Consider the following 17,561-nt stretch of genomic DNA (forward strand, 5'->3'; position numbering starts at 1 on the left):
AGTCCACAGCTCCCGATCGGGCGCGAGGCATGGTCGGCCTTTCAGGACGCCGATCGGGCCGCGCACTTCCTCCTCATCGGCAGCGGCGCATCTGTGGGCGGCGTCACCAGTCGCGTCGGTCGCCGGTCCACGGCTACGAGGACGGGCTCAGTGCTGATCCGCTGCGGCGGCCTGGCCTCGACCTCGCCTACTTGCACACCGCCCACGGCGACCTCCTGCGCACCCTCCGCAAGCTCTGGACGACCAGGCTGGTCCTGAACCGCGCCAGCATCGATATCGCCATCCGCGCCATGGACATCGAAGACTGCAGAGCCGACATCGCCACCGTCGGCATGATGGCGCTCACCGACACCGACCTGGTCGAGCGCGTACGCACCGGCGCACCACCGAATACCCCCGGCCCCGCCACCTTCCACGGCGGCGGCGAGGCCTACTACGACACCTCTGAGCAAGGCTCATTGGCCCAGGTCAGGCAGGCGCTTCCGCATTTCCGCCCAGAGCCGGCCGTCCCCAAGTGAAGCGGGGAGGTCAGGCTGGGTGGGTTTCGGCATCTCGCCTGGCGGCTGCGCTCCTGTCCTCGCGTTCCTGTGCGAAGGCCGCGCTGAGTTCACCCGTCACCTCGTTCATGGTGAAGGGCTCGCCGCACCCTTCACACACGGTGCCGCTCAGTCCCACCTCGCGGCCGCATGCCTTGTGGAGGTGGTGGACGGCAATTCCTTCCCCGGGCTCCTTGCACCATGTCTCACCCCAGGCCCGTAGAGCGAGGAGCACCGAGGCGAAGGCCTCGCCCTTGGCGGTCAGGTGGTACTCGTAGCGGCGGGGTTTTGCGCTGTAGGCGCGACGTTCGAGCATGCCGTCGGCCTCCAGCCGCTTGAGGCGGCTGGTCAGCATCTGCGGCGAAGCCAGGGTCTGGACCTGCAGCGAGTCGAAGCGACGGTTGCCCATCGTCAGCTCCCGCATGATCACGAGCGTCCAGCGGTCCCCGATCACCGCACTCGAACGCGCGACGGGGCACTCCGTAGCGCTCGTGATCTCCGACCAGCCACCCATGTCGTCCTCCTCGTGGACTCGTTCCGTTCCCATCATCGCAGAGATCGAACAAGTTGCTATGAAAAATAGAGTTGGTAACTATGATTTCTTGAGTTACGGTGATGACGAGCCGAGTGAGCGTCCACGGCACAGGGCGTGGACTCCTTGGCACCGCTGGAGGGACGACTCATGACCGATACGCAGTACGAGCCGGCACGCACGGGGCTGCTCCTGATGGACCCCTACAACGACTTCCTCTCCGAAGGGGGCAAGGTGTGGCCGCTGGTCGAAGAGGTCGCCACCGAGGTCGGCCTGCTCGACAACCTGCGCGCAGTGACGGCCGCCGCGCGGGCGGCCGGCATCCAGGTCTTCGTCGTCCCGCACCGCCGCTGGCGCGAGGGCAACTACGCGAACTGGAACTACCTCAACCAGGACCAGGCCGCCAGCAAGCAGAACCGGGTGTTCGAAGACGGAGCCTGGGGCGGCGACTGGCACCCGGACTTCGTTCCCCAGGCGAACGATGTCGTGGTCCACGAGCACTGGGCGCAGAGCGGGTTCGCCAATACCGATCTCGACTTCCAGCTCAAGAAGCACGGCATCACCCATGTGGTGACCATCGGCATGCTGGCCAACACCTGCATCGAGTCGACCAGCCGCTACGCCATGGAGCTGGGGTACCACGTGACTTTGGTGCGCGGAGCGACCGCCGCGTTCACCCGGGAAATGCTGCACGCGGCCCACGAGCTGAACGGCCCGACCTACGCCCACGCCATCCTGAGCGCCGACGAGATCGTCACCGCCTTCAAGGGCGCACACGTCTGACGCTCACCACCCAATCGCCCAACGGGGGCCACATCTCCCGATTGCAGGTGCATAGGTGACTCGCTACTCATGCGGTGCGTTACGCAAAGAAAGGATCCGATCTTGTCGAACGACCAGGTGTTGGACAGCGCGGTGATCAGTGAGACAGCGGAGACGGCTACCGTCGATGCGCCGATCGAGGCGGTCGACATCGCGCACTGGGTGCTGAACCTGCCCGACGCGGAGTACCAGCGCTGCGCGCCGGGTGAACACATCGCTGCGGGCCGGACGACCACGGATGACGGGCGGCCGATGTCCACCAACGTGGTGAGCATCGGCGGCACCCTCGTCATCCAGCACTACGTGGCCGAGGTGCACGAGCCGCACCACTGCCACCTGGTGTCGCTGTCCGATGCGCAGACAGAACAAGGCTGGATCAAAGTCCAGGCCACCTGGGACATGCGGGTGGAGCCAAACGATGACGGAACCTGCCGTTTGACCAACTCCGTGACCACCCAGGCCACCCAGGGGTTCCTGGACGCTCTCGCTGAGGCCGGCGTGAGCTTTGACGACGCCGCCGCGCAATATCACCCCGCGATCGTCGCCCACAACCAGCACGAGACTCCGCTCTTCGCGGCCAGCATGGCACGCAAGGCACTGGCCAAGCCGGCCGCGCGCTGATCCGCGCTGTACCGGCGACCACTGCTCCGCCGGCACGGCGCTCAGCGCCCATGACGCGGCCAGCCTCACATGGTCGCCGACACAATTTTCATCCTTCGAGGCTGAGTGCATTCCTTCACTCAGGTTCACACGTTTGGTACGAGCACCGTGCGCGGTGCGCCTTTCCCCGGTGACGGGGCTCAGAAGGAGTCGACACTCATGTCTCAGCAAGCCGCTGCACAGCCACGCATCAAGATCGAGGAGCACGAGGGCGGGGTGATCATCGCCCGGCTCGCCCCTGATGAGCTGGGACTCTTCGGGCGCGACGACGCTCCTGAGTTCATCGAGCTCGTCCGGCGTGCCGACCGGGATCCGGCCATTCGCGCTGTGGTGTTCACCGGGTCGCATCCCAGCCGCTTCATCAGCCACGCGGAAATCAGCTGGCTGCAGGAGGACGGATCGGCGATTCCTCCCGTGAGTACACGGGTCACGAGCGCGGTGGCGAAGATCGCCCATTGGGCGGCCCGGTACCGGCTCACCCGGTGGGTGGCGGGCAGGACACCGCTGATGGGCGGGATCCAGCTCGATGACCTGCATTCGGCGTATCTCCGCATGGCGACCAGTTCCACGATCTTTGTGGCGGCCCTCAACGGGTCTGCGCTGGGTATCGGCGCCGAGATCTCGTGGGCCTGCGACCTGCGGCTGATGGCCGAGGGCGATCATTTCATCGGTCATCCGGAGATCCTGATGGGCATCATTCCCGGCTCCGGTGGCACCCAGCGCATGCCCCGGCTCATCGGTGCCCACCGTGGGCTGGTGGCGATCCTGGAAGGCCGGCCGTTGCCCGCGGAGGAAGCACTCGCCGTCGGGGCCATCGACGAGATCGTGCCGGCCGGTCAGCTCATGTCCCGGGCCGTCGAACGGGCCGCTCATCTCGCGGCGCGGCCGACCGAGGCGATCGCGGCCGTCAAGCGGGCGGTGAACGTGGGTGGCTCGTTGTCGATGGCCGACGGGCTGCACCTCGAACGCTCCGAGTTCCTCGCCTCCCTGCCGCAGCCGAAAGCGCAGGAGCTCATGAAGGGCTACGTGCGCGACACCGCGGAGAACGGTGAGCTGCCGCTGTACCAGCCCGGCGGCTATGCCGCCGCCCTCCAGCGCGGAGACGCCGCGACAGGCAAAGTGGAAGTGACCGCTTGACTTCCTCCCCCTCATGAACGAGGGGGATTCCTACGGCTCGCGCCGTGGGGTTTTCTGCTTCACCGCCGACGGCCCGCCCGGAGAACTCCGTTGAGGTCTTACACCAACTCCACAGACAGACACCGCCAGCCCGGCGGCCAGAAGATTCTTCGCCGCGTTCACGTCCCGGTCGTGGGTCGTACCGCAGTCGCACGTCCACGTACGGACGCTGAGCGGCATCTTCTGCCGCACACGGAGCACAGCCGTGAGGAGGGGAAGAAGCGGTCCACGGCGATCACTTGACGCCCGTACCAGGCGGCCTTGTACTCCAGCATCGAGCGGAGCTCGCCCCAGCCCGCATCCGAGATGGCCCGGGCAAGCGAATGGTTCTTGACCATGGTGCGCACAGTCAGATCCTCGATCACGAGCGTTTGATTGTCACGCACGAGCCGAGTGGTCAGCTTGTGGAGCAGGTCCCGGCGCCGGTCGGCGATCCTCGCGTGGATCCTGGCGACCTTGCGCCGGGCTTTACGGCGGTTGGCCCCGTCACCCTTGGCCTTGCGGGACAGCTTGCGCTGGGCCCTGGCGAGGCGCGTGCGGTCGCGGCGCTCGTGCCGGGGGTTGGTGATCTTCTCCCCGGTGGAGAGGGTCAGCAGGTGGCTGAGGCCGACATCGATCCCGACCGCGCCGTTGGTGGCGGGAAGCGGCTGCACGGCCGGGTCCTCGCAGAGCATCGAGACGAACCAGCGTCCGGCCGCGTCCTGCGACACGGTCACCGTGGACGGCTTCGCCCCGTCGGGCAGCGGCCGGGACCACACGATGTCCAGCGGCTCCGCCATCTTCGCCAGGGTCAGCCGGCCGTCCCGGAAACGGAACCCGCTGGTGGTGTACTCCGCCGACTTGCGCGACTTCTTCCGCGACTTGAAACGCGGGTACTCGCCCGCTTGCCGAAGAAGTGGGTGAACGCGGTCTGCAGGTGCCGCAGCGTCTGCTGCAGCGGAACCGACGACACATCGTTGAGGAAGGCCAGCTCCTCGGTCTTCTTCCACGCCGTCAGCATCGCCGAGGTCTGGTGGTAGTTGACCCGCTCCTGCCGCACCCACGCCTGCGTGCGGGCGTCGAGCGCCAGGTTGTAGACCTTCCGCACACACCCGAACGTGCGCAACAGCTCCACTGCCTGCGCATCACTGGGATAGAAGCGGTACTTGAACGCCCGCTTCACCTGGCTCACGGTCACGCTCACAAACTAGCCAGACGGCAGGGCAACATCAAAACCTGCGGGTCAGGGCACTGCGATCCGCCTGGCAGCGAATCCCAGCTCTGCCCTGCTCCGCAGGGTTTTCGTTTCCTCCCCCGGCTAAGAGGTCCTAACAGAAGCTGTTGATTATGTGACTGTCGGTCTGGTTGCTCGTTGGTGTTGTCGTGGGAAAGAGGGAGTCGCGTCCGTGGATCGTCTCGGACGAACTGTGGTCGCTCATCGAGCCGTTGCTGCCCCGGCCGGGCCCGAAGCTGGTGGAGGGCCGGCCACGGATTCCGGACCGGCAGGCGCTGTGCGGGATCCTGTTCGTGCTGCACACCGGCATCCAGTGGGAGTACCTGCCCCAGGAGTTGGGCTTCGGTTCGGGGATGACTTGCTGGCGGCGGCTGGCCGCATGGAACGAGGCCAGCGTGTGGGACGAACTGCACCTGGTGCTGCTGAAGAAACTGCGGGCCGCGAACAAGCTGGACTGGTCGCGGGCGGTGATCGACTCCTCGCACGTGCGGGCGGCTCGGCGCGGCCCAAAAGCGGTCCCAGCCCGGTCGACCGCGCACGGCCGGGCAGCAAGCACCACGTCCTCACCGACGGCCAGGGCATCCCGCTCGCGGTGTCGCTGACCGGCGGGAACCGCAACGACGTCACGCAGCTGCTGCCCCTGCTGGACAAGGTTCCACCCGTGGCGGGCGCGGTCGGCCGGCCCCGACGCCGCCCCGACGCGCTCCTGGCCGACCGCGGCTACGACCACGACAAGTACCGCCGCCTGCTCCGGGCACGCGGGATCCGCCCGGTCATCGCCGAACGGGGAGAAGAACACGGCAGCGGCCTGGGCACCTTCCGTTACGTGGTCGAGCGCACGATCGCCTGGCTGCACGGCTTCCGCCGCCTGCGGATCCGCTGGGAACGACGCGACGACATCCACGAAGCCTTCCTCGGCCTCGCCACCTGCCTCATCACCCACAGACACGTCCAACGCCTTTGTTAGGACCTCTAAGCCGGGGGTATCCACGAAAGTACTCCGATGACACACAAGGCGGCCACGAAGTTCAGCCGGCGCACCGTGCAGTTCACCTCGGGTGACTCGTACTGCTCGGCCTGGCTGTACATTCCGGACACCGCCTCCGCCGCGCCCGTGCCGGTGGTCGTGATGGGGCACGGCCTCGGGGCCACCCGAGAGATGGGGCTGGCGCCCTACGCCGAACGATTCGCCGCCGCCGGGTTGGCGGTGCTGGTATTCACGTACCGCAATCTCGGGGACAGCGGCGGCGGAGCGCGCCAGGTGTTGTCCATGACCGGGCAACTGGCCGACTGGGACGCCGCCCTCGAGTACGCGGCCGATCTCCCCGAAGTCGACTGGGAACGGGTCGCGGTGTGGGGCAGTTCGCTGGGCGGGGGCCACGCCATCGCCGTCGCCGCCCGGCATCCGGAACTGTGTGCCGCGGTCGCCCAGTGCCCCTTCACCGACGGGCCGGCTTCGGCCGGCGCGCTCGGAATACGGGAGACCCTGGTTCTGGCGGGCGTCCTGACCCGCGACTTCCTCGCAGCGGCGCGCAGGAAGCAGCCGGTCACCGTCCCGGTTGCGGCAGCGCCCGGTCAACTGGGTCTGATGACCGCACCCGACGCGCTGCCGGGAATGCTGGCGTTGGTGCCCGACGACTACGAGTGGGTCAACCGCGCAGCGGCCCGCAGCTTGATCAACATCATCCGGTACCGGCCCGGCCGGGCGGCCAAGTGCATCGCCGCGCCGATCCTCGTCTGCATCAGCTCGACCGATTCGGTCGCCCCACCCGAACGGACCGAACGCTACGTCCGTCAGGCACCGCGCGGCGACGTTCGTCACTACGACGCCGGGCATTTCGACTTCTACTTCGGAAAGGCATTCGAGCAACTGGTCGCCGATCAGACCGAGTTCCTGGTCAGCCACCTGAAACCCGCGCAGGTCGAGAGCGGCCGAGCTGACCTCACCGTCACGGAGGGGTAGCCGATGTCCGGTGCTGCCCCGCGCACGGTGCCAGGAGTGGGTCGATCCTCGCGGAGGCGAAGAGTGACCTGACCACAAGGGGACGACGGCGACGGTGTGATGCCCGCGGAGGGACCGGCCGCCAGGGGATGCGGGCCGGGGCGAGCTGTCTCGGTCACTCCTGGTTGGGGGGGGTGGCCCACCGTTTGGTCGCCGGGGTCACGATCGAGGGAGAGGGTGGCGACAAGGCGGCCTGCGTCCACGAGACCGTCAGCGTGCAGGTGCCCTGATGTCCGGCGCTGCCGTAACCATCCCGGCCGATCTCGACCTCGCCCGTTTCGGTGCATGGCTCCAAGACCGCAGTGCCGGACGCTGGGAGGGACCTGTCCGCGCGGCGGGTCGCCGAGGGCAAGTCGAACCTGACCTACGAGGTCACGCAGGGCACCAGCACCTGGATTGTCCGCAGCCCGCCGCTCGGCCACGTCCTGCAGACTGCACACGACATGGCGCGGGATTACCGCGTGATGTCGGCCTTGCAGGCAACCGCTGTGGTGCGTCAGGCGCGCTGCCCGGTGTCCAGCAGGGCGAGGGCGTTGTCTATCCCCTGATCGAGCAGCTCGTTGGCGAGCTGAGTGTCGGTCAAGGCGCGGGAGAGCTGCAGTGTCCCGGCCATCAGTCCGAGGAGGCTGAGCGCCTTCACGCGTGCGGAGGACGGGGCCTCGGGCGCCAGGCGGGCGGCAATGCCGTCGATGAGGATCAGCACGCCGTCGGTGTACGCCTGCCTGGTTGTGTCGGTGCAGCGCCCGATTTCGTCGAGCAGAGCGGCGTTGGGGCAGCCGTCGCCAAGCCTTTCCCGGTGCTGGGGCGAAAGGTATCCGCGCACAATCTGCTCGAGTCCGGCACGGCCGGGTGCGGCCCGCGCGACGACCTCCTCGGCCTGCGCCTTCAACTGGTCGGCGATTGCCGTGGTGACGAGGTCGTCTTTGGATTCGAAGTGAGCGTAGAAGGCCCCGTTGGTCAGCCCCGCGTCCTTCATGAGCGTCGAGACCCCGGAGCCGTCGATACCGTCTTGCTTGAACCGGCGGCCCGCCACCTCGATGATCCGCCGCCTCGTCTCCGACTTGTGCTCTTTTCCGTACCGCACCACAGCACACGCTCCTTCGCCGGCCGGAAGGACCGGTTGCCCTTCACCGACCCAGCCAGTCTATGGTATTGCAAACGTAATCCAAAGAGTCGGCAGCGGCGACGGGCGAGCGAGCGTGGGGCTTTCATCAGTGAAGGCAGGCACGGGCCCAGCATCTGCGCTCCCACTCCGGTCGGCGGCGGAAGCGGCCATCGCCCACTCGACGGCGGATCTTCGTATCAGTTGTGCTGTTCGGCGTCGGCGTCTATCAGGGCGAGGGCGTTGCGGATGCCCTGTTCGAGGAGTTGGTCGGCGAGCTGGCGGTCGGTCAGGGCACGGGAGAGCTGCAGCGTCCCGGCCATCATGCCGAGGAGGCTGAGTGCTTTCACACGTGCCGAGGGCGGGTCGTGGGGTGCCAGACGGGCGGCGAAGCCGTCGATGAGGACCAGCGCGCCGTCGGTGTACGCCTGCCTGGTGGGATCCGTGGCGCGTCCGATCTCGTCGAGCAGGGCGGCGTTGGGGCAGCCGTCGTCGATGTCGTCGCGCTGCTCGGGTGAGAAGTACCAGCGCACGATCTGTTCGAGTCCGGCACGGCCGGGTGCCGCCTGCGCGACGATGTTCGCGTGCTGTGCGCGCATCTGGTCGGCGACCGCGGTGGCGACGAGTTCGTCCTTGGAGGCGAAGTAGGCGTAGAAGGTGCCGTTGGTCAGGCCCGCGTCCTTCATGAGGGTGGCGACTCCGGAGCCGTCGATGCCGTTGCGCTTGAGCCGGCGGCCGGCCGTCGTGATGATCCGCTGCCGAGTCTCCTGTTTGTGTTCTCTCGTGTACCGCACGATGTGTTCCTCCATGGCAGCCGGGGCTTGCGCCCCGGCTGCCGTCCTGGTCGGGTCAGTGTGCCGCGCCTGCGAGGAGAGCCGGGAAGTTGATCCTGGCGGTCTGCAGTTTCGGGTCGTGGGGCTCGGGGACCCCGCCGTCGGTGATGTACAGCCGGTCGCCGAGGACCGCGGTCGCGGAGGGCGAGGCGAGGCCGTCCGTGCTGGTCAGGACGGGCTTGTAGGTGCCGTTGGGGTAGATGACCACGACCCTGTCCGGACCGTTCTGCGAGGAGGAGCCGTTCTGCGCCGCGAACACCACGTCGGAGCGGGGGGTCAGGAAGCTGATGTCGTCGATGTTGGGCAGGCCGCCGGTGACCTGGCGGACGGGGCCGGCCGTGCCGGTGGCGGTGACCGGGATCTGCAGCAGGGTTCCCTTGTTGAAGTTGGTGGCCCATAGGGCGCCGTTGTGGAACCTGAGCCCGTTGGCGCCGATCGGCAGGGCTTCGGTGGGCACCGGCGCGAGCGCGGCATCGGTCAGCCACGGGGTCACCGATCCGACCGAGACCGGAACGGACCAGATGGTGCCTTTGAGGCTGTCCGCGATGTAGAGGGTGCGTCCGGCCGCGTCGATGGCCAGCCCGTTGGGGCCCGAGTCGGGGGCCAGTGCGGCGATGCGCTGGGGGGTGCCGTCCGGAAGCAGCTTGTACACGCCGTTCCTGGCCGCGTTGCCCGGGGCCCACACGCTGTAGTAGACGGTGCCGTCACTGCCACGGGTGTTGCCGCTGATCGCCTCACCCACCTGCCCGGTGACCAGCACGGTGCGCTCTCCGGACGGGGAGATGCGCATCAGCTGCGGTCCGTGGGTGCGCTCGCACACCGCGCAGCTGCCGAGCATGGACAGGGTCACCGAGCCGTCGGGGTTGGCGGTGATGTTCTCGGGGACCTCGCCGGCGGCGTAGTCGAACGTCGCCGCGGTCGTCACGTCGGTGACAATGGATCCGCCGGACCAGGGTCCCGTCCGTCCCGTTCCTGCGGACGCGGACGGCGCCGACACCAGGACGCCCGCCGCCGCGGCGACCGCCAGCGCCATGACACCCCTCCTCTTCGCCTTCCCGACACGCCGGGTGCTCGATGCGCTGCGCAGGACCGTCTGCTGACCTTGCTGCTGCATGACTCTCCTCGGTAAATCAACGAGTAACTGATCGATTGATCAGTGGCTTTGGGGACATCAGAGACATCAGGGATGTCGGGTGCATCGGAGATGGTTCGGGCGGAATCGGCGCCCTCGAAGCCGGACCGGCGTGTCAGCCGGGCAGGCGGTTGATCTTGCGGATCTGCTTGTCGAACGTTCCGGCGGGGACGAGGCGGCGCGCCTTGGTGACGCGTGAGGCCAGCGGGCCGGCGGTGTAGCGCAGCTTCGGCTTCTTGTCGGTGGCCGCGGTGACGATCGCCTTGGCGACGACGGCGGGCTCGTCGCCCTTCTCCATCGCCTCCGCGACCATCTCGTCGAAGTTGCGTCGCCCCTCCGCGTACAGAGGCAGCGGGGTGTCGGGCTGTGCGGCGTTGGTTTCGAAAGGGGTCTTGGTGTAGGCGGGCTGGACGATGAGGACCCGGACGCCGTGCTCACGGACCTCGTGGTCCAGCGACTCGGAGTAGCCCTCGATGGCGTGCTTCGCCGCGACGTAGAGGGCCATGAAGGGCTGGGGGGCGACGCCGAGGACGGACGAGATGTTGATGACACGTCCGCCACCCTGGGCGCGCATGTGCGGCAGCACGGCCTTTGTCATGCGCATGACGCCGAAGACGTTGATGTTGAAGATGGCCTGGGCCTGGGCGACGGAGTTCTCCTCGACGGCGCCCGCCGCGCCGATGCCGGCGTTGTTGACCAGGACGTCGATGCGTCCGAACCGGTCGATCACCTCTGCGACGGCGGCGGTGGCCGAGTCGTCACTGCCCACGTCGAGATCGAGGTACGTCACACCGGCGGGCGGACCAAGGCCGGAGGTCTTGCGGCCGGTTCCGATCACCTCGTAACCCGCCGCGGCGAAGGCGCGGGCTGCCTCCTTGCCGATTCCCGATGTGGCACCGGTCACGAGCGCCACCGGTCGAGTTGTCGTCATCACGGAATCCCTTCGTTTGACTTACGTTCGTATGTCTTACGTTCGTATGACCATAGAGTGGTCGTCGGTCGATGACAAGTGGTAGCGCCCGGCGATCCGAGAAGTTCTGAGAAGGGTCTGGAAACGTGGGTGCGTTACGGGAAAGATCACGAGCGGATAACGGGCAGGTGGCGGAGACCGCCGCTACGGTCTTGCTGAGCGGTCGGACGGTCCGATCGACGAGCCTCGGCCCGGCTGCCCGGCTGCCCGGCTGAACCGCCGGTCGACGGTGTCGAAGAGGTGGAGGCCGTTCCGACCGTGGCCCTGGAGGTGATCCCAGAGGCGTCATCCGCTGGTCGCGAACGGGTCTTCGCAGTCCGGTGTGCACCGGCTGTCATGACGTGCGATGCCGAGGTAGTGGCCCGAGCGGAGTTCCAGCTCTTCGGGACCCTTTTCGGCAGCGAGCTTCTCGAACTGGGGCAGGAACGCCTGGGGCCCTGGCCAGGTCAGGGAGCTCAGGAATTGCGTGTAGGCCGCTCGCAGGCCGGCATCGGGCGGGAGCGTCGCCTGGTTGACCCGAGCCTGGGCGGCTGCCAGCGCCGCCTTGTCGAAGCCGCGGAGATCTTGCGGCGACTGGACGCGGCGCCTCTGCTTGCCCGCCCTGGGGGCCCGAACACGGGTCAGCCCCGGCTCCGTCGCTCTCGGAGCCGGGGCTGACCCTGCATCGTGTACGACGAAGCGTCCCCACCCCGCGCCGTACACGAAGTACGGGAAATACCCGAAGTGATCGCAGTGACCGCAGGACCCGAAGTACCGGGCGTACCCGGTGTACGGGCCGTCAGTGGGCGATCACCGGGATCTTCACCTCGTCCTCGGCACCCTCGCCGGAGGCCGGGCCGACTTCCGGCTTGCCGGTGTTGATGAAGGTCGCGGCGATCACCGCGGCGAGGACCAGGATGCCGACGGCGAACCAGATCGCGTTGGTGTACCCGTGCACCTGGCCCTCCAGCTGGACCAGCTGCTGCTGGGCCTGGGAACCGGCGCCGCCGATGTGGTCCTTGATGTACGCGGTCGTCGCCGAGGCGGCGATCGTGTTCAGCAGGGCTGTACCGATCGCGCCGCCCACCTGCTGCGAGGTGTTGACCATCGCGGAGGCGACACCGGAGTCACGCGGCTCGACACCGTGCGTGGACAGGGAGAGCGCGGGCATGAACGCCGTACCCATGCCGAGGCCGAGCAGTACCAGCCCCGGCAGGATGACACCGGCGTACGAGGTGCCGATCTCCAGCTGGGTGAGGATGAACATGCCCGTTCCGGCGACCAGGAAGCCCGGAGCCATCAGCAGGCGCGGGGGAACCCGGGTTATCAGGCGGGTGCCGATCTGCGTGGAGCCCACCATCAGGCCGCCGATCAACGGCAGGAAGGCGAGGCCGGTCTTGACCGGCGAGTAGCCCAGCACCAGCTGCAGGTAGTAGGTCAGGAAGAGGAACAGACCGAACAACGCGATGATCGCGAGGCCGAGCGAGAGGTAGACGCCTCCGCGGTTGCGCTCGGTGATGACGCGCAGCGGCAGCAGCGGGGCCTTGACCTTGGACTCGACGAGGACGAACGCGGCGAGCAGCACGACCGACGCGACGAACAGGCCAACCGTCGTGGAGTCGCCCCAGCCGTCGGACTCGGCGCGGGTGAAGGCGTAGACCAGCGTGACCAGACCGAGAATGGACAGGACGACGCCCGGGATGTCGAGCGGCGAGCGGTTGCGGCTGCCGGACGGCTCACGGATGACGAAGTACGCGCCCGCGGCCGCGACGACCGCGAACGGGATGTTCACGAAGAACGTCCAGCGCCAGTCGAGGTACTCGGTGAGCAGGCCGCCGAGGATGAAGCCCACGGCGCCGCCGCCACCGGCGATCGCACCGTAGATACCGAACGCCTTGGCGCGCTCCTTGGGCTCCGTGAACATCACGGCGAGCAGCGAGAGCGCGGCGGGCGCGAGCAGCGCGCCGAACGCACCCTGCAGGGCACGGGCGCCGAGCATCATCGCCTCGTTGGTGGCCGCACCGCCGAGCGCGGAGGCGGCGGCGAAGCCGATCAGACCGGCGACGAAGGTGCGCTTGCGGCCCCACAGGTCCGCGATGCGGCCGCCGAAGAGCAGCAGACCGCCGAAGGCCAGGGCGTAGGCCGTGATGACCCACTGCCGGTTGCCGTCGGAGATGCCCAGGTCCTGCTGTGCGGACGGCAGGGCGATGTTCACGATGGTCGCGTCGAGGACGACCATCAGCTGGGCGAGCGCGATGAACGTCAGCGCTTTCCAGCGGTTGGAATGGGAGTCGGCTGCCGCCTTGGCGGTGGCCTGAGCTGTTTCAGACATGGGGATACCCACTTCGGGACTTCGTGGCGAAAAACGATGAGGAAGTTCAGAGAGACGAAGCTGGACATGAAGATCGAGGCAGCGAGACGCCGGGCCATCGAGAAAGGGACAGGGACGACTCGTCATCGTCGACGGCCGAAAGCGTTGTACGAGGTGGTTACTGGTTACGACCACTGACCGGCGCCGAGCGCCGAGCGCCGAACCCATCGATATCGATCTGCCCGACCGGATCAGTCACGCTCGTCGCATGTCCTCCACGGCCACGGCCGATCCGGGCAGTACAGAGCGGGCGGGTGCCCGCAGACCGTCCAGGAACATCTGCAGATGACGGTGCACGAAGCGGTCGATGCCCTCGCACTCGGTGCCTGGCAGCGGCCGGGTGAGCTGGCTGACGGCGACCATCAGATCGCCGCACTCCGCATCGGGGCGCCACTGCCCGGCCTCTCGGGCTCGCTGCATCATCTGCCCGACCAGTTCCATCAGCCGCTCGCGTGCGACGAACAGATCGGGGTGGTCCTGGTCGAAGTTCTTCGCGAGCATCGGACACAGGGCGCCGATCCGCTCGTCCGCCGCCATGTGCACGAAGCCGCTCAGTGTCCGACCATGCCGTCCCTGGCGACGTCCACGGCTACTCGGCTCCACCCACCTCGGGGCAGTCCGCAGCCTCCACCGATATCGGAGCGGTTCACTGTCTGCAGATCTCAGCCAGGGAGCTTGTTGGTCTTGCGGATCTGTCCGTCGAAGACCCCGGCGGGAAGGATACGGTGCGCCGCGCTGACGAGCCGGGCTTGCCGGCCGGCGGTGTACCGCACCTTCGGCTTGGAGTCGGTGGCGGCCGCGACGATCACCTTCGCGACGATGGCAGGCTCGTCGCCCTCCTCGTTGACCGCCACCGCCACCTGGTCGGCGATACGCCGCTGCTCCGCATACATCTGCATGGGCATGTCGGGCTTGACGGTGTTGGCCTCGAACGCGGATTTGGTGCCGCCCGGCTGGACGATGAGGGCACGGACCCCGTGCTCGCGGATCTCGTGGTCCAGGGACTCGGTGTACCCCTCGAGCGCGTGCTTGGACGCCGAGTAGTTGGCCATGTAGGGCGCGGGGAGGAACCCGAGGACGGACGAGATGTTGATGATGCGCCCGCTTCCCTGGGCGCGCATGTGCGGGAGAACGGCCTTGGTCATGCGCATCACACCGAAGACGTTGGTGTTGAAGAGGCGCTCGGCCTGCGCGAGAGAGTTTTCCTCCCACGCACCCGAGGAGCCGATGCCCGCGTTGTTGACCAGGACGTCGATCCGCCCGAACCGCTCGACCACCTGCTCCACCGCGGCAGCGACCGAATCGTCGCTGCCCACGTCGAGGGCGAGGAACGTCACGCCGTCACGACGGTCGGCTCCCGACGTCTTCCGGCTCGTTCCCACCGTCTCGAAACCCGCTGCGGCGAGCGCGAGGGCGGCCGCCTTTCCGATACCGGTGGAGGCACCTGTCACGAGTGCCACCGGTTGGTTTGTTGTAGTCATGACGCGCTCCCTTGATTCGAAATACGTTCGTATGCCTTACGTTCGTACGACAATACGGAGGTCGTCGGCCGATGGCAAGTGGTCAAGCCCGGGCCATCCGGGAAACACCTGAGAAAGGTCCGGAGACGCACACCGCCGGCGCGGGAGCGGATCAGTACCCGGCCGCGGGACCGCCGGCCCACGAGTGCCCAGTGGCCGTCCCACTTGGACTCCGCCGCACGATCCGGCGCGAGTGCGGGATCGGAAGCGGGTGCGGCGAGCATCGGAGCCGGCAGGGACCGGATTTCACTCCTTCGAACCCTTGCGCGGTTAGGCCTGCGCGCTGACCACCCCGCAGCTGGCCCCCTGCCGCGCCCAGCAGCCGCTCGAGCGGGCGTGGCAGGGGCGAGGTGCAGGTCGGCCTGGACTACTCCTCGTTCACCCAGGCGTACGGCAACGGCGGTAGGCCGTCGGTCACCGTGTCCACCCGGTTCTGCAGATCCGCCATGCCGAACTGCACGGTCGAGGTTCTTCCACGATCCGGCGATCTTCTTGCGCGGCGCACTCCGGTGACCCGCGCTACAGCCCGTCCGGTTTCACCTCGTCGGTGTGCACCATGGTCATTGGCAACTGCGGTGGCTGGTTCATGGGACCTTGCAGTCCGCGCTGCCCCTGTGGGCACTCTGTGTTCTTTTACGCCAGTCGGCCACCGGCCCCGACACCACCCTGGTCTCGGCGGCCGACCTCCAGGACGAGGTCCCCAACCAGGACTACTTCACCTACGACGGCCACGGCCGCACGGTGCTGGACCAGTCGGAGAAGGACAACCAGGTGGTCTCGGCCACCACCACCGTCTACAACGGCGACCGCACCACTGTCGTCCCGCCGGGCCGGCGGCGTCACCAAGGCCACCGTCACCGATCCCCTCGGCCGCACCGACGAACTCGACGAGTACACCGCCACGCCCACCCTGCAAAAGCAGGCCGGACGGCTTCGCGATATTGCCCCCGAGGCAGATCAGCTGCACGAGTTCTTCCATCACGAGTACATGCAGCACCTTCCCCAGGTCGAAGACGCCCTCGGCCAGCAGACCATCGCACTGCTGCACCAACTCGACGCCGCCTGCACGAACGCTGAGCAACTCGCGGCCTCGGCCGTCCAGGCCTTCGAGCAGCACCCGGACGCGATGGTCATCACCAGCTTTCCGGGCCTCGGATCATTAACCGGAGCCCGGGTTCTCGGTGAGATCGGCGACGACAGGGCCCGCTTCGCGTCTGCTGGATCACTCAAGGCATACGCCGGCAGCGCACAGGTGACCAGGGCGAGCGGCAAGAGCTGCGTCGTGATGAGCCGCAGGGTGGAGAGGCTTACGACGAGGCGCATGCCTTCCCGAACCAACCCCTTCAGGAGCTCCCCGCCGAAGCAGCTTGACGAGCTAAGCGCTTGGGATGTCTACCGCTTGGCCCGCTCCAAAGCCAGGGCGGAGCAGAAGGGCAGGCAGCAGTAGCGCACCCGAGCAGCTTCGCCAGAGAAAGCCATGGGACGATCTTCGCCGAGATGAGCAGGCAGAGGGGGCGAAGATGCAGTACATCGTGCACGACGACCCGGTCGGTCGGGCCGCGAGCAACTACATATCCCAGGCCGATCTGGCCCCCTTCGGCCTCGACGGGCAGATCGAGCAGCTGTGGCTCCAGCCCGAAGAACATGGCACATACGCGGTGGCCTGCATCCCCTTCATGACCTACGGCCTCGCTCTCGGAGACCGGGTCCGTCTGTCACCGGAAGCTCGCTTGGTCGAAGTTGCTCAGGCGAGCGGACACCGCGTCCTGCGCACACTGCTCAGGCCGAGCACGGACGCTGCACGACTTGGCCGCAGCATCAGCCTCATCAAGAACTCGATCAAGGAATCCGGGCTGCTCAGCGAATGGCACGGGGAGCACTTCGTCGCCATCGACGTGCCTCCCGGCGCCGACATGAGCCCGTTGTCCGCCCTGCTGCAACGGGAAGTCGACGAGGCCGGCGCCTTCTGTGAATGGGCCGACGCCATGCCGTTCTCAACCACGCGGAGCTGACCGCGCCGCGGCTGGTCCCAGCGCAAGCCAATTCCCGGGGCCACTTCAGGACGTCGGGAAGCTACACGACCTGCACCAACTGGGGCCGCTCGAAGCCAACATGCCAGGGCGATGAACGACGTCACAGTCAGGTGGCAACGGGTCTTCAGGCGCGCGCACGCGCACATCAAGGCCGGCGGTGTCCTGCCGCAGCAGCCAGGCGAGGTGATCGTGCAGGGCGAAGACCTCGGAACGTGGGCGGGCGCACAGCGCGCCGTGGTGGGTGCCAGCTGCTGCGGCGCAGCAGTGGTTGCTCGAGAGCGTTCTGGGTCTGGAACCGCTTGCCCCGGAGGATGTGGCGGCACAGCCTGTCCGCCGGGCGCAGAGAGACCGGTGGGCTGCCAACCTCGCCGCCACACACCAGTTCCCTGCCCGCGAAGGCCACCTGAACGCACCCCGCAAACACGTCGAAACGATCATAGCGGGCAAAGAGGGCAGTAGCCCGGGGGTAAAGGTGGCCGTGAAACTGGGGCGTTCGTGGACAACAACCGCCGCAGGGCCGCGATGCTGAGCCCGGAACGCCACTCCGAACTGACGGCCCTCGGCATGCGCTGGAAGGAGCCGGGACGACACCAGAGCGCCTGAACCAGCACACCAACCCCTGCTCCTGGACAACAGCTCACCCACATCGGCATGCGCTGGACATAGGCGCACGGACTGCG

Annotated in this window: 15 protein-coding genes and 3 pseudogenes; 9 read left to right on the forward strand and 9 right to left on the reverse strand. The window is 67.6% G+C overall.

The window, feature by feature from the left end:
* The first annotated feature begins 191 nt into the window (after nt 1–191).
* The gene (locus tag OG252_RS00655; protein ID WP_266452810.1) at nt 192–518 is read left to right on the forward strand and encodes a hypothetical protein; all 327 of its coding nucleotides are present in this window, start codon (nt 192–194) and stop codon (nt 516–518) included.
* 10 nt (nt 519–528) lie between these two features.
* Here the strand turns inward: OG252_RS00655 and OG252_RS00660 are convergent, their stop codons facing one another.
* A complete protein-coding gene (locus OG252_RS00660; RefSeq protein ID WP_329332843.1) occupies nt 529–1,050 on the reverse strand; it encodes a winged helix-turn-helix transcriptional regulator in 522 nt (173 codons plus the stop codon).
* A 168-nt stretch (nt 1,051–1,218) separates the two neighbouring features.
* Here OG252_RS00660 and OG252_RS00665 point away from each other — a divergent pair, with 168 nt between their 5' ends.
* The 3 genes from OG252_RS00665 (at nt 1,219) to OG252_RS00675 (ending at nt 3,687) form a co-directional block, all read left to right on the forward strand.
* The gene (locus tag OG252_RS00665; RefSeq protein ID WP_329332845.1) at nt 1,219–1,851 is read left to right on the forward strand and encodes an isochorismatase family cysteine hydrolase; all 633 of its coding nucleotides are present in this window, start codon (nt 1,219–1,221) and stop codon (nt 1,849–1,851) included.
* A gap of 102 nt (nt 1,852–1,953) precedes the next feature.
* A complete protein-coding gene (locus OG252_RS00670) occupies nt 1,954–2,511 on the forward strand; it encodes a hypothetical protein (protein ID WP_329332847.1) in 558 nt (185 codons plus the stop codon).
* A gap of 198 nt (nt 2,512–2,709) precedes the next feature.
* Entirely contained in the window at nt 2,710–3,687 is a 978-nt protein-coding gene (locus OG252_RS00675; RefSeq protein ID WP_266452804.1) for an enoyl-CoA hydratase/isomerase family protein, read from the forward strand.
* 30 nt (nt 3,688–3,717) lie between these two features.
* Here the strand turns inward: OG252_RS00675 and OG252_RS00680 are convergent.
* Nucleotides 3,718–4,909 (reverse strand): annotated as a pseudogene (locus OG252_RS00680) (RNA-guided endonuclease InsQ/TnpB family protein).
* A gap of 206 nt (nt 4,910–5,115) precedes the next feature.
* Between OG252_RS00680 and OG252_RS00685 the strand changes: the two are divergent.
* From OG252_RS00685 to OG252_RS00695, 3 genes are all read left to right on the forward strand, one after another.
* Nucleotides 5,116–5,906 (forward strand): IS5 family transposase gene (locus OG252_RS00685; protein ID WP_443068476.1). Its coding sequence is split into 2 segments (ribosomal slippage): nt 5,116–5,446 and nt 5,446–5,906, totalling 792 coding nucleotides; the frame shifts between segments, so codons are not numbered across the junction.
* A gap of 36 nt (nt 5,907–5,942) precedes the next feature.
* Nucleotides 5,943–6,902 carry an alpha/beta hydrolase gene (locus OG252_RS00690; protein WP_329332853.1) on the forward strand — a complete coding sequence of 320 codons (960 nt, stop codon included), beginning with the start codon at nt 5,943–5,945 and terminating at the stop codon, nt 6,900–6,902.
* 341 nt (nt 6,903–7,243) lie between these two features.
* A complete protein-coding gene (locus OG252_RS00695; RefSeq protein WP_443068477.1) occupies nt 7,244–7,489 on the forward strand; it encodes a phosphotransferase in 246 nt (81 codons plus the stop codon).
* Here the strand turns inward: OG252_RS00695 and OG252_RS00700 are convergent.
* The 7 genes and pseudogenes from OG252_RS00700 to OG252_RS00730 all read right to left on the reverse strand — a co-directional run bounded on the left by OG252_RS00700 (nt 7,438) and on the right by OG252_RS00730 (nt 14,809).
* Nucleotides 7,438–8,028 carry a TetR/AcrR family transcriptional regulator gene (locus OG252_RS00700; protein WP_266452798.1) on the reverse strand — a complete coding sequence of 197 codons (591 nt, stop codon included), beginning with the start codon at nt 8,026–8,028 and terminating at the stop codon, nt 7,438–7,440. The genes OG252_RS00695 and OG252_RS00700 overlap by 52 nt on opposite strands.
* Before the next feature lie 215 nt (nt 8,029–8,243).
* A complete protein-coding gene (locus tag OG252_RS00705) occupies nt 8,244–8,840 on the reverse strand; it encodes a TetR/AcrR family transcriptional regulator (RefSeq protein WP_329345051.1) in 597 nt (198 codons plus the stop codon).
* A gap of 52 nt (nt 8,841–8,892) precedes the next feature.
* Nucleotides 8,893–9,909: an SMP-30/gluconolactonase/LRE family protein gene (locus tag OG252_RS00710; protein WP_329332857.1), complete on the reverse strand. Its 1,017-nt coding sequence runs from the start codon at nt 9,907–9,909 to the stop codon at nt 8,893–8,895.
* Between the two features lie 214 nt (nt 9,910–10,123).
* Nucleotides 10,124–10,939, reverse strand: coding sequence for an oxidoreductase (locus OG252_RS00715; protein WP_266452794.1), 816 nt, complete (start codon nt 10,937–10,939; stop codon nt 10,124–10,126).
* Between the two features lie 817 nt (nt 10,940–11,756).
* Nucleotides 11,757–13,289, reverse strand: a complete 1,533-nt coding sequence (locus OG252_RS00720) for an MFS transporter (RefSeq protein WP_329332859.1) — start codon at nt 13,287–13,289, stop codon at nt 11,757–11,759.
* Nucleotides 13,290–13,523: 234 nt separating this feature from the next.
* Nucleotides 13,524–13,883, reverse strand: a pseudogene (locus OG252_RS00725) (SbtR family transcriptional regulator); the annotation flags it as partial.
* Between the two features lie 107 nt (nt 13,884–13,990).
* Nucleotides 13,991–14,809: an oxidoreductase gene (locus tag OG252_RS00730; RefSeq protein ID WP_266452790.1), complete on the reverse strand. Its 819-nt coding sequence runs from the start codon at nt 14,807–14,809 to the stop codon at nt 13,991–13,993.
* Between the two features lie 949 nt (nt 14,810–15,758).
* On the opposite strand from OG252_RS00730, the pseudogene OG252_RS00735 reads away from it, so the two are divergent.
* Together OG252_RS00735 and OG252_RS00740 are read left to right on the forward strand one after the other, a co-directional pair.
* A pseudogene (locus OG252_RS00735) lies at nt 15,759–16,151 on the forward strand (transposase); the annotation flags it as partial.
* A 229-nt stretch (nt 16,152–16,380) separates the two neighbouring features.
* Nucleotides 16,381–16,860: a DUF4265 domain-containing protein gene (locus tag OG252_RS00740; RefSeq protein ID WP_329332863.1), complete on the forward strand. Its 480-nt coding sequence runs from the start codon at nt 16,381–16,383 to the stop codon at nt 16,858–16,860.
* Nucleotides 16,861–17,561: the final 701 nt, after the last annotated feature.

The sequence above is a fragment of the Streptomyces sp. NBC_01352 genome (assembly GCF_036237295.1).
Lineage (GTDB): Bacteria > Actinomycetota > Actinomycetes > Streptomycetales > Streptomycetaceae > Streptomyces > Streptomyces plumbiresistens.

Bases quoted from the DNA above. Each gene is read 5' to 3' on its own strand.
- OG252_RS00660 (WP_329332843.1), bottom strand. From the start codon at position 1,050: ATGGGTGGCTGGTCGGAGATCACGAGCGCTACGGAGTGCCCCGTCGCG.
- OG252_RS00665 (WP_329332845.1), top strand. From the start codon at position 1,219: ATGACCGATACGCAGTACGAGCCGGCACGCACGGGGCTGCTCCTGATG.
- OG252_RS00675 (WP_266452804.1), top strand. From the start codon at position 2,710: ATGTCTCAGCAAGCCGCTGCACAGCCACGCATCAAGATCGAGGAGCAC.
- OG252_RS00690 (WP_329332853.1), top strand. From the start codon at position 5,943: ATGACACACAAGGCGGCCACGAAGTTCAGCCGGCGCACCGTGCAGTTC.
- OG252_RS00710 (WP_329332857.1), bottom strand. From the start codon at position 9,909: ATGGCGCTGGCGGTCGCCGCGGCGGCGGGCGTCCTGGTGTCGGCGCCG.
- OG252_RS00715 (WP_266452794.1), bottom strand. From the start codon at position 10,939: ATGACGACAACTCGACCGGTGGCGCTCGTGACCGGTGCCACATCGGGA.
- OG252_RS00720 (WP_329332859.1), bottom strand. From the start codon at position 13,289: ATGTCTGAAACAGCTCAGGCCACCGCCAAGGCGGCAGCCGACTCCCAT.
- OG252_RS00730 (WP_266452790.1), bottom strand. From the start codon at position 14,809: ATGACTACAACAAACCAACCGGTGGCACTCGTGACAGGTGCCTCCACC.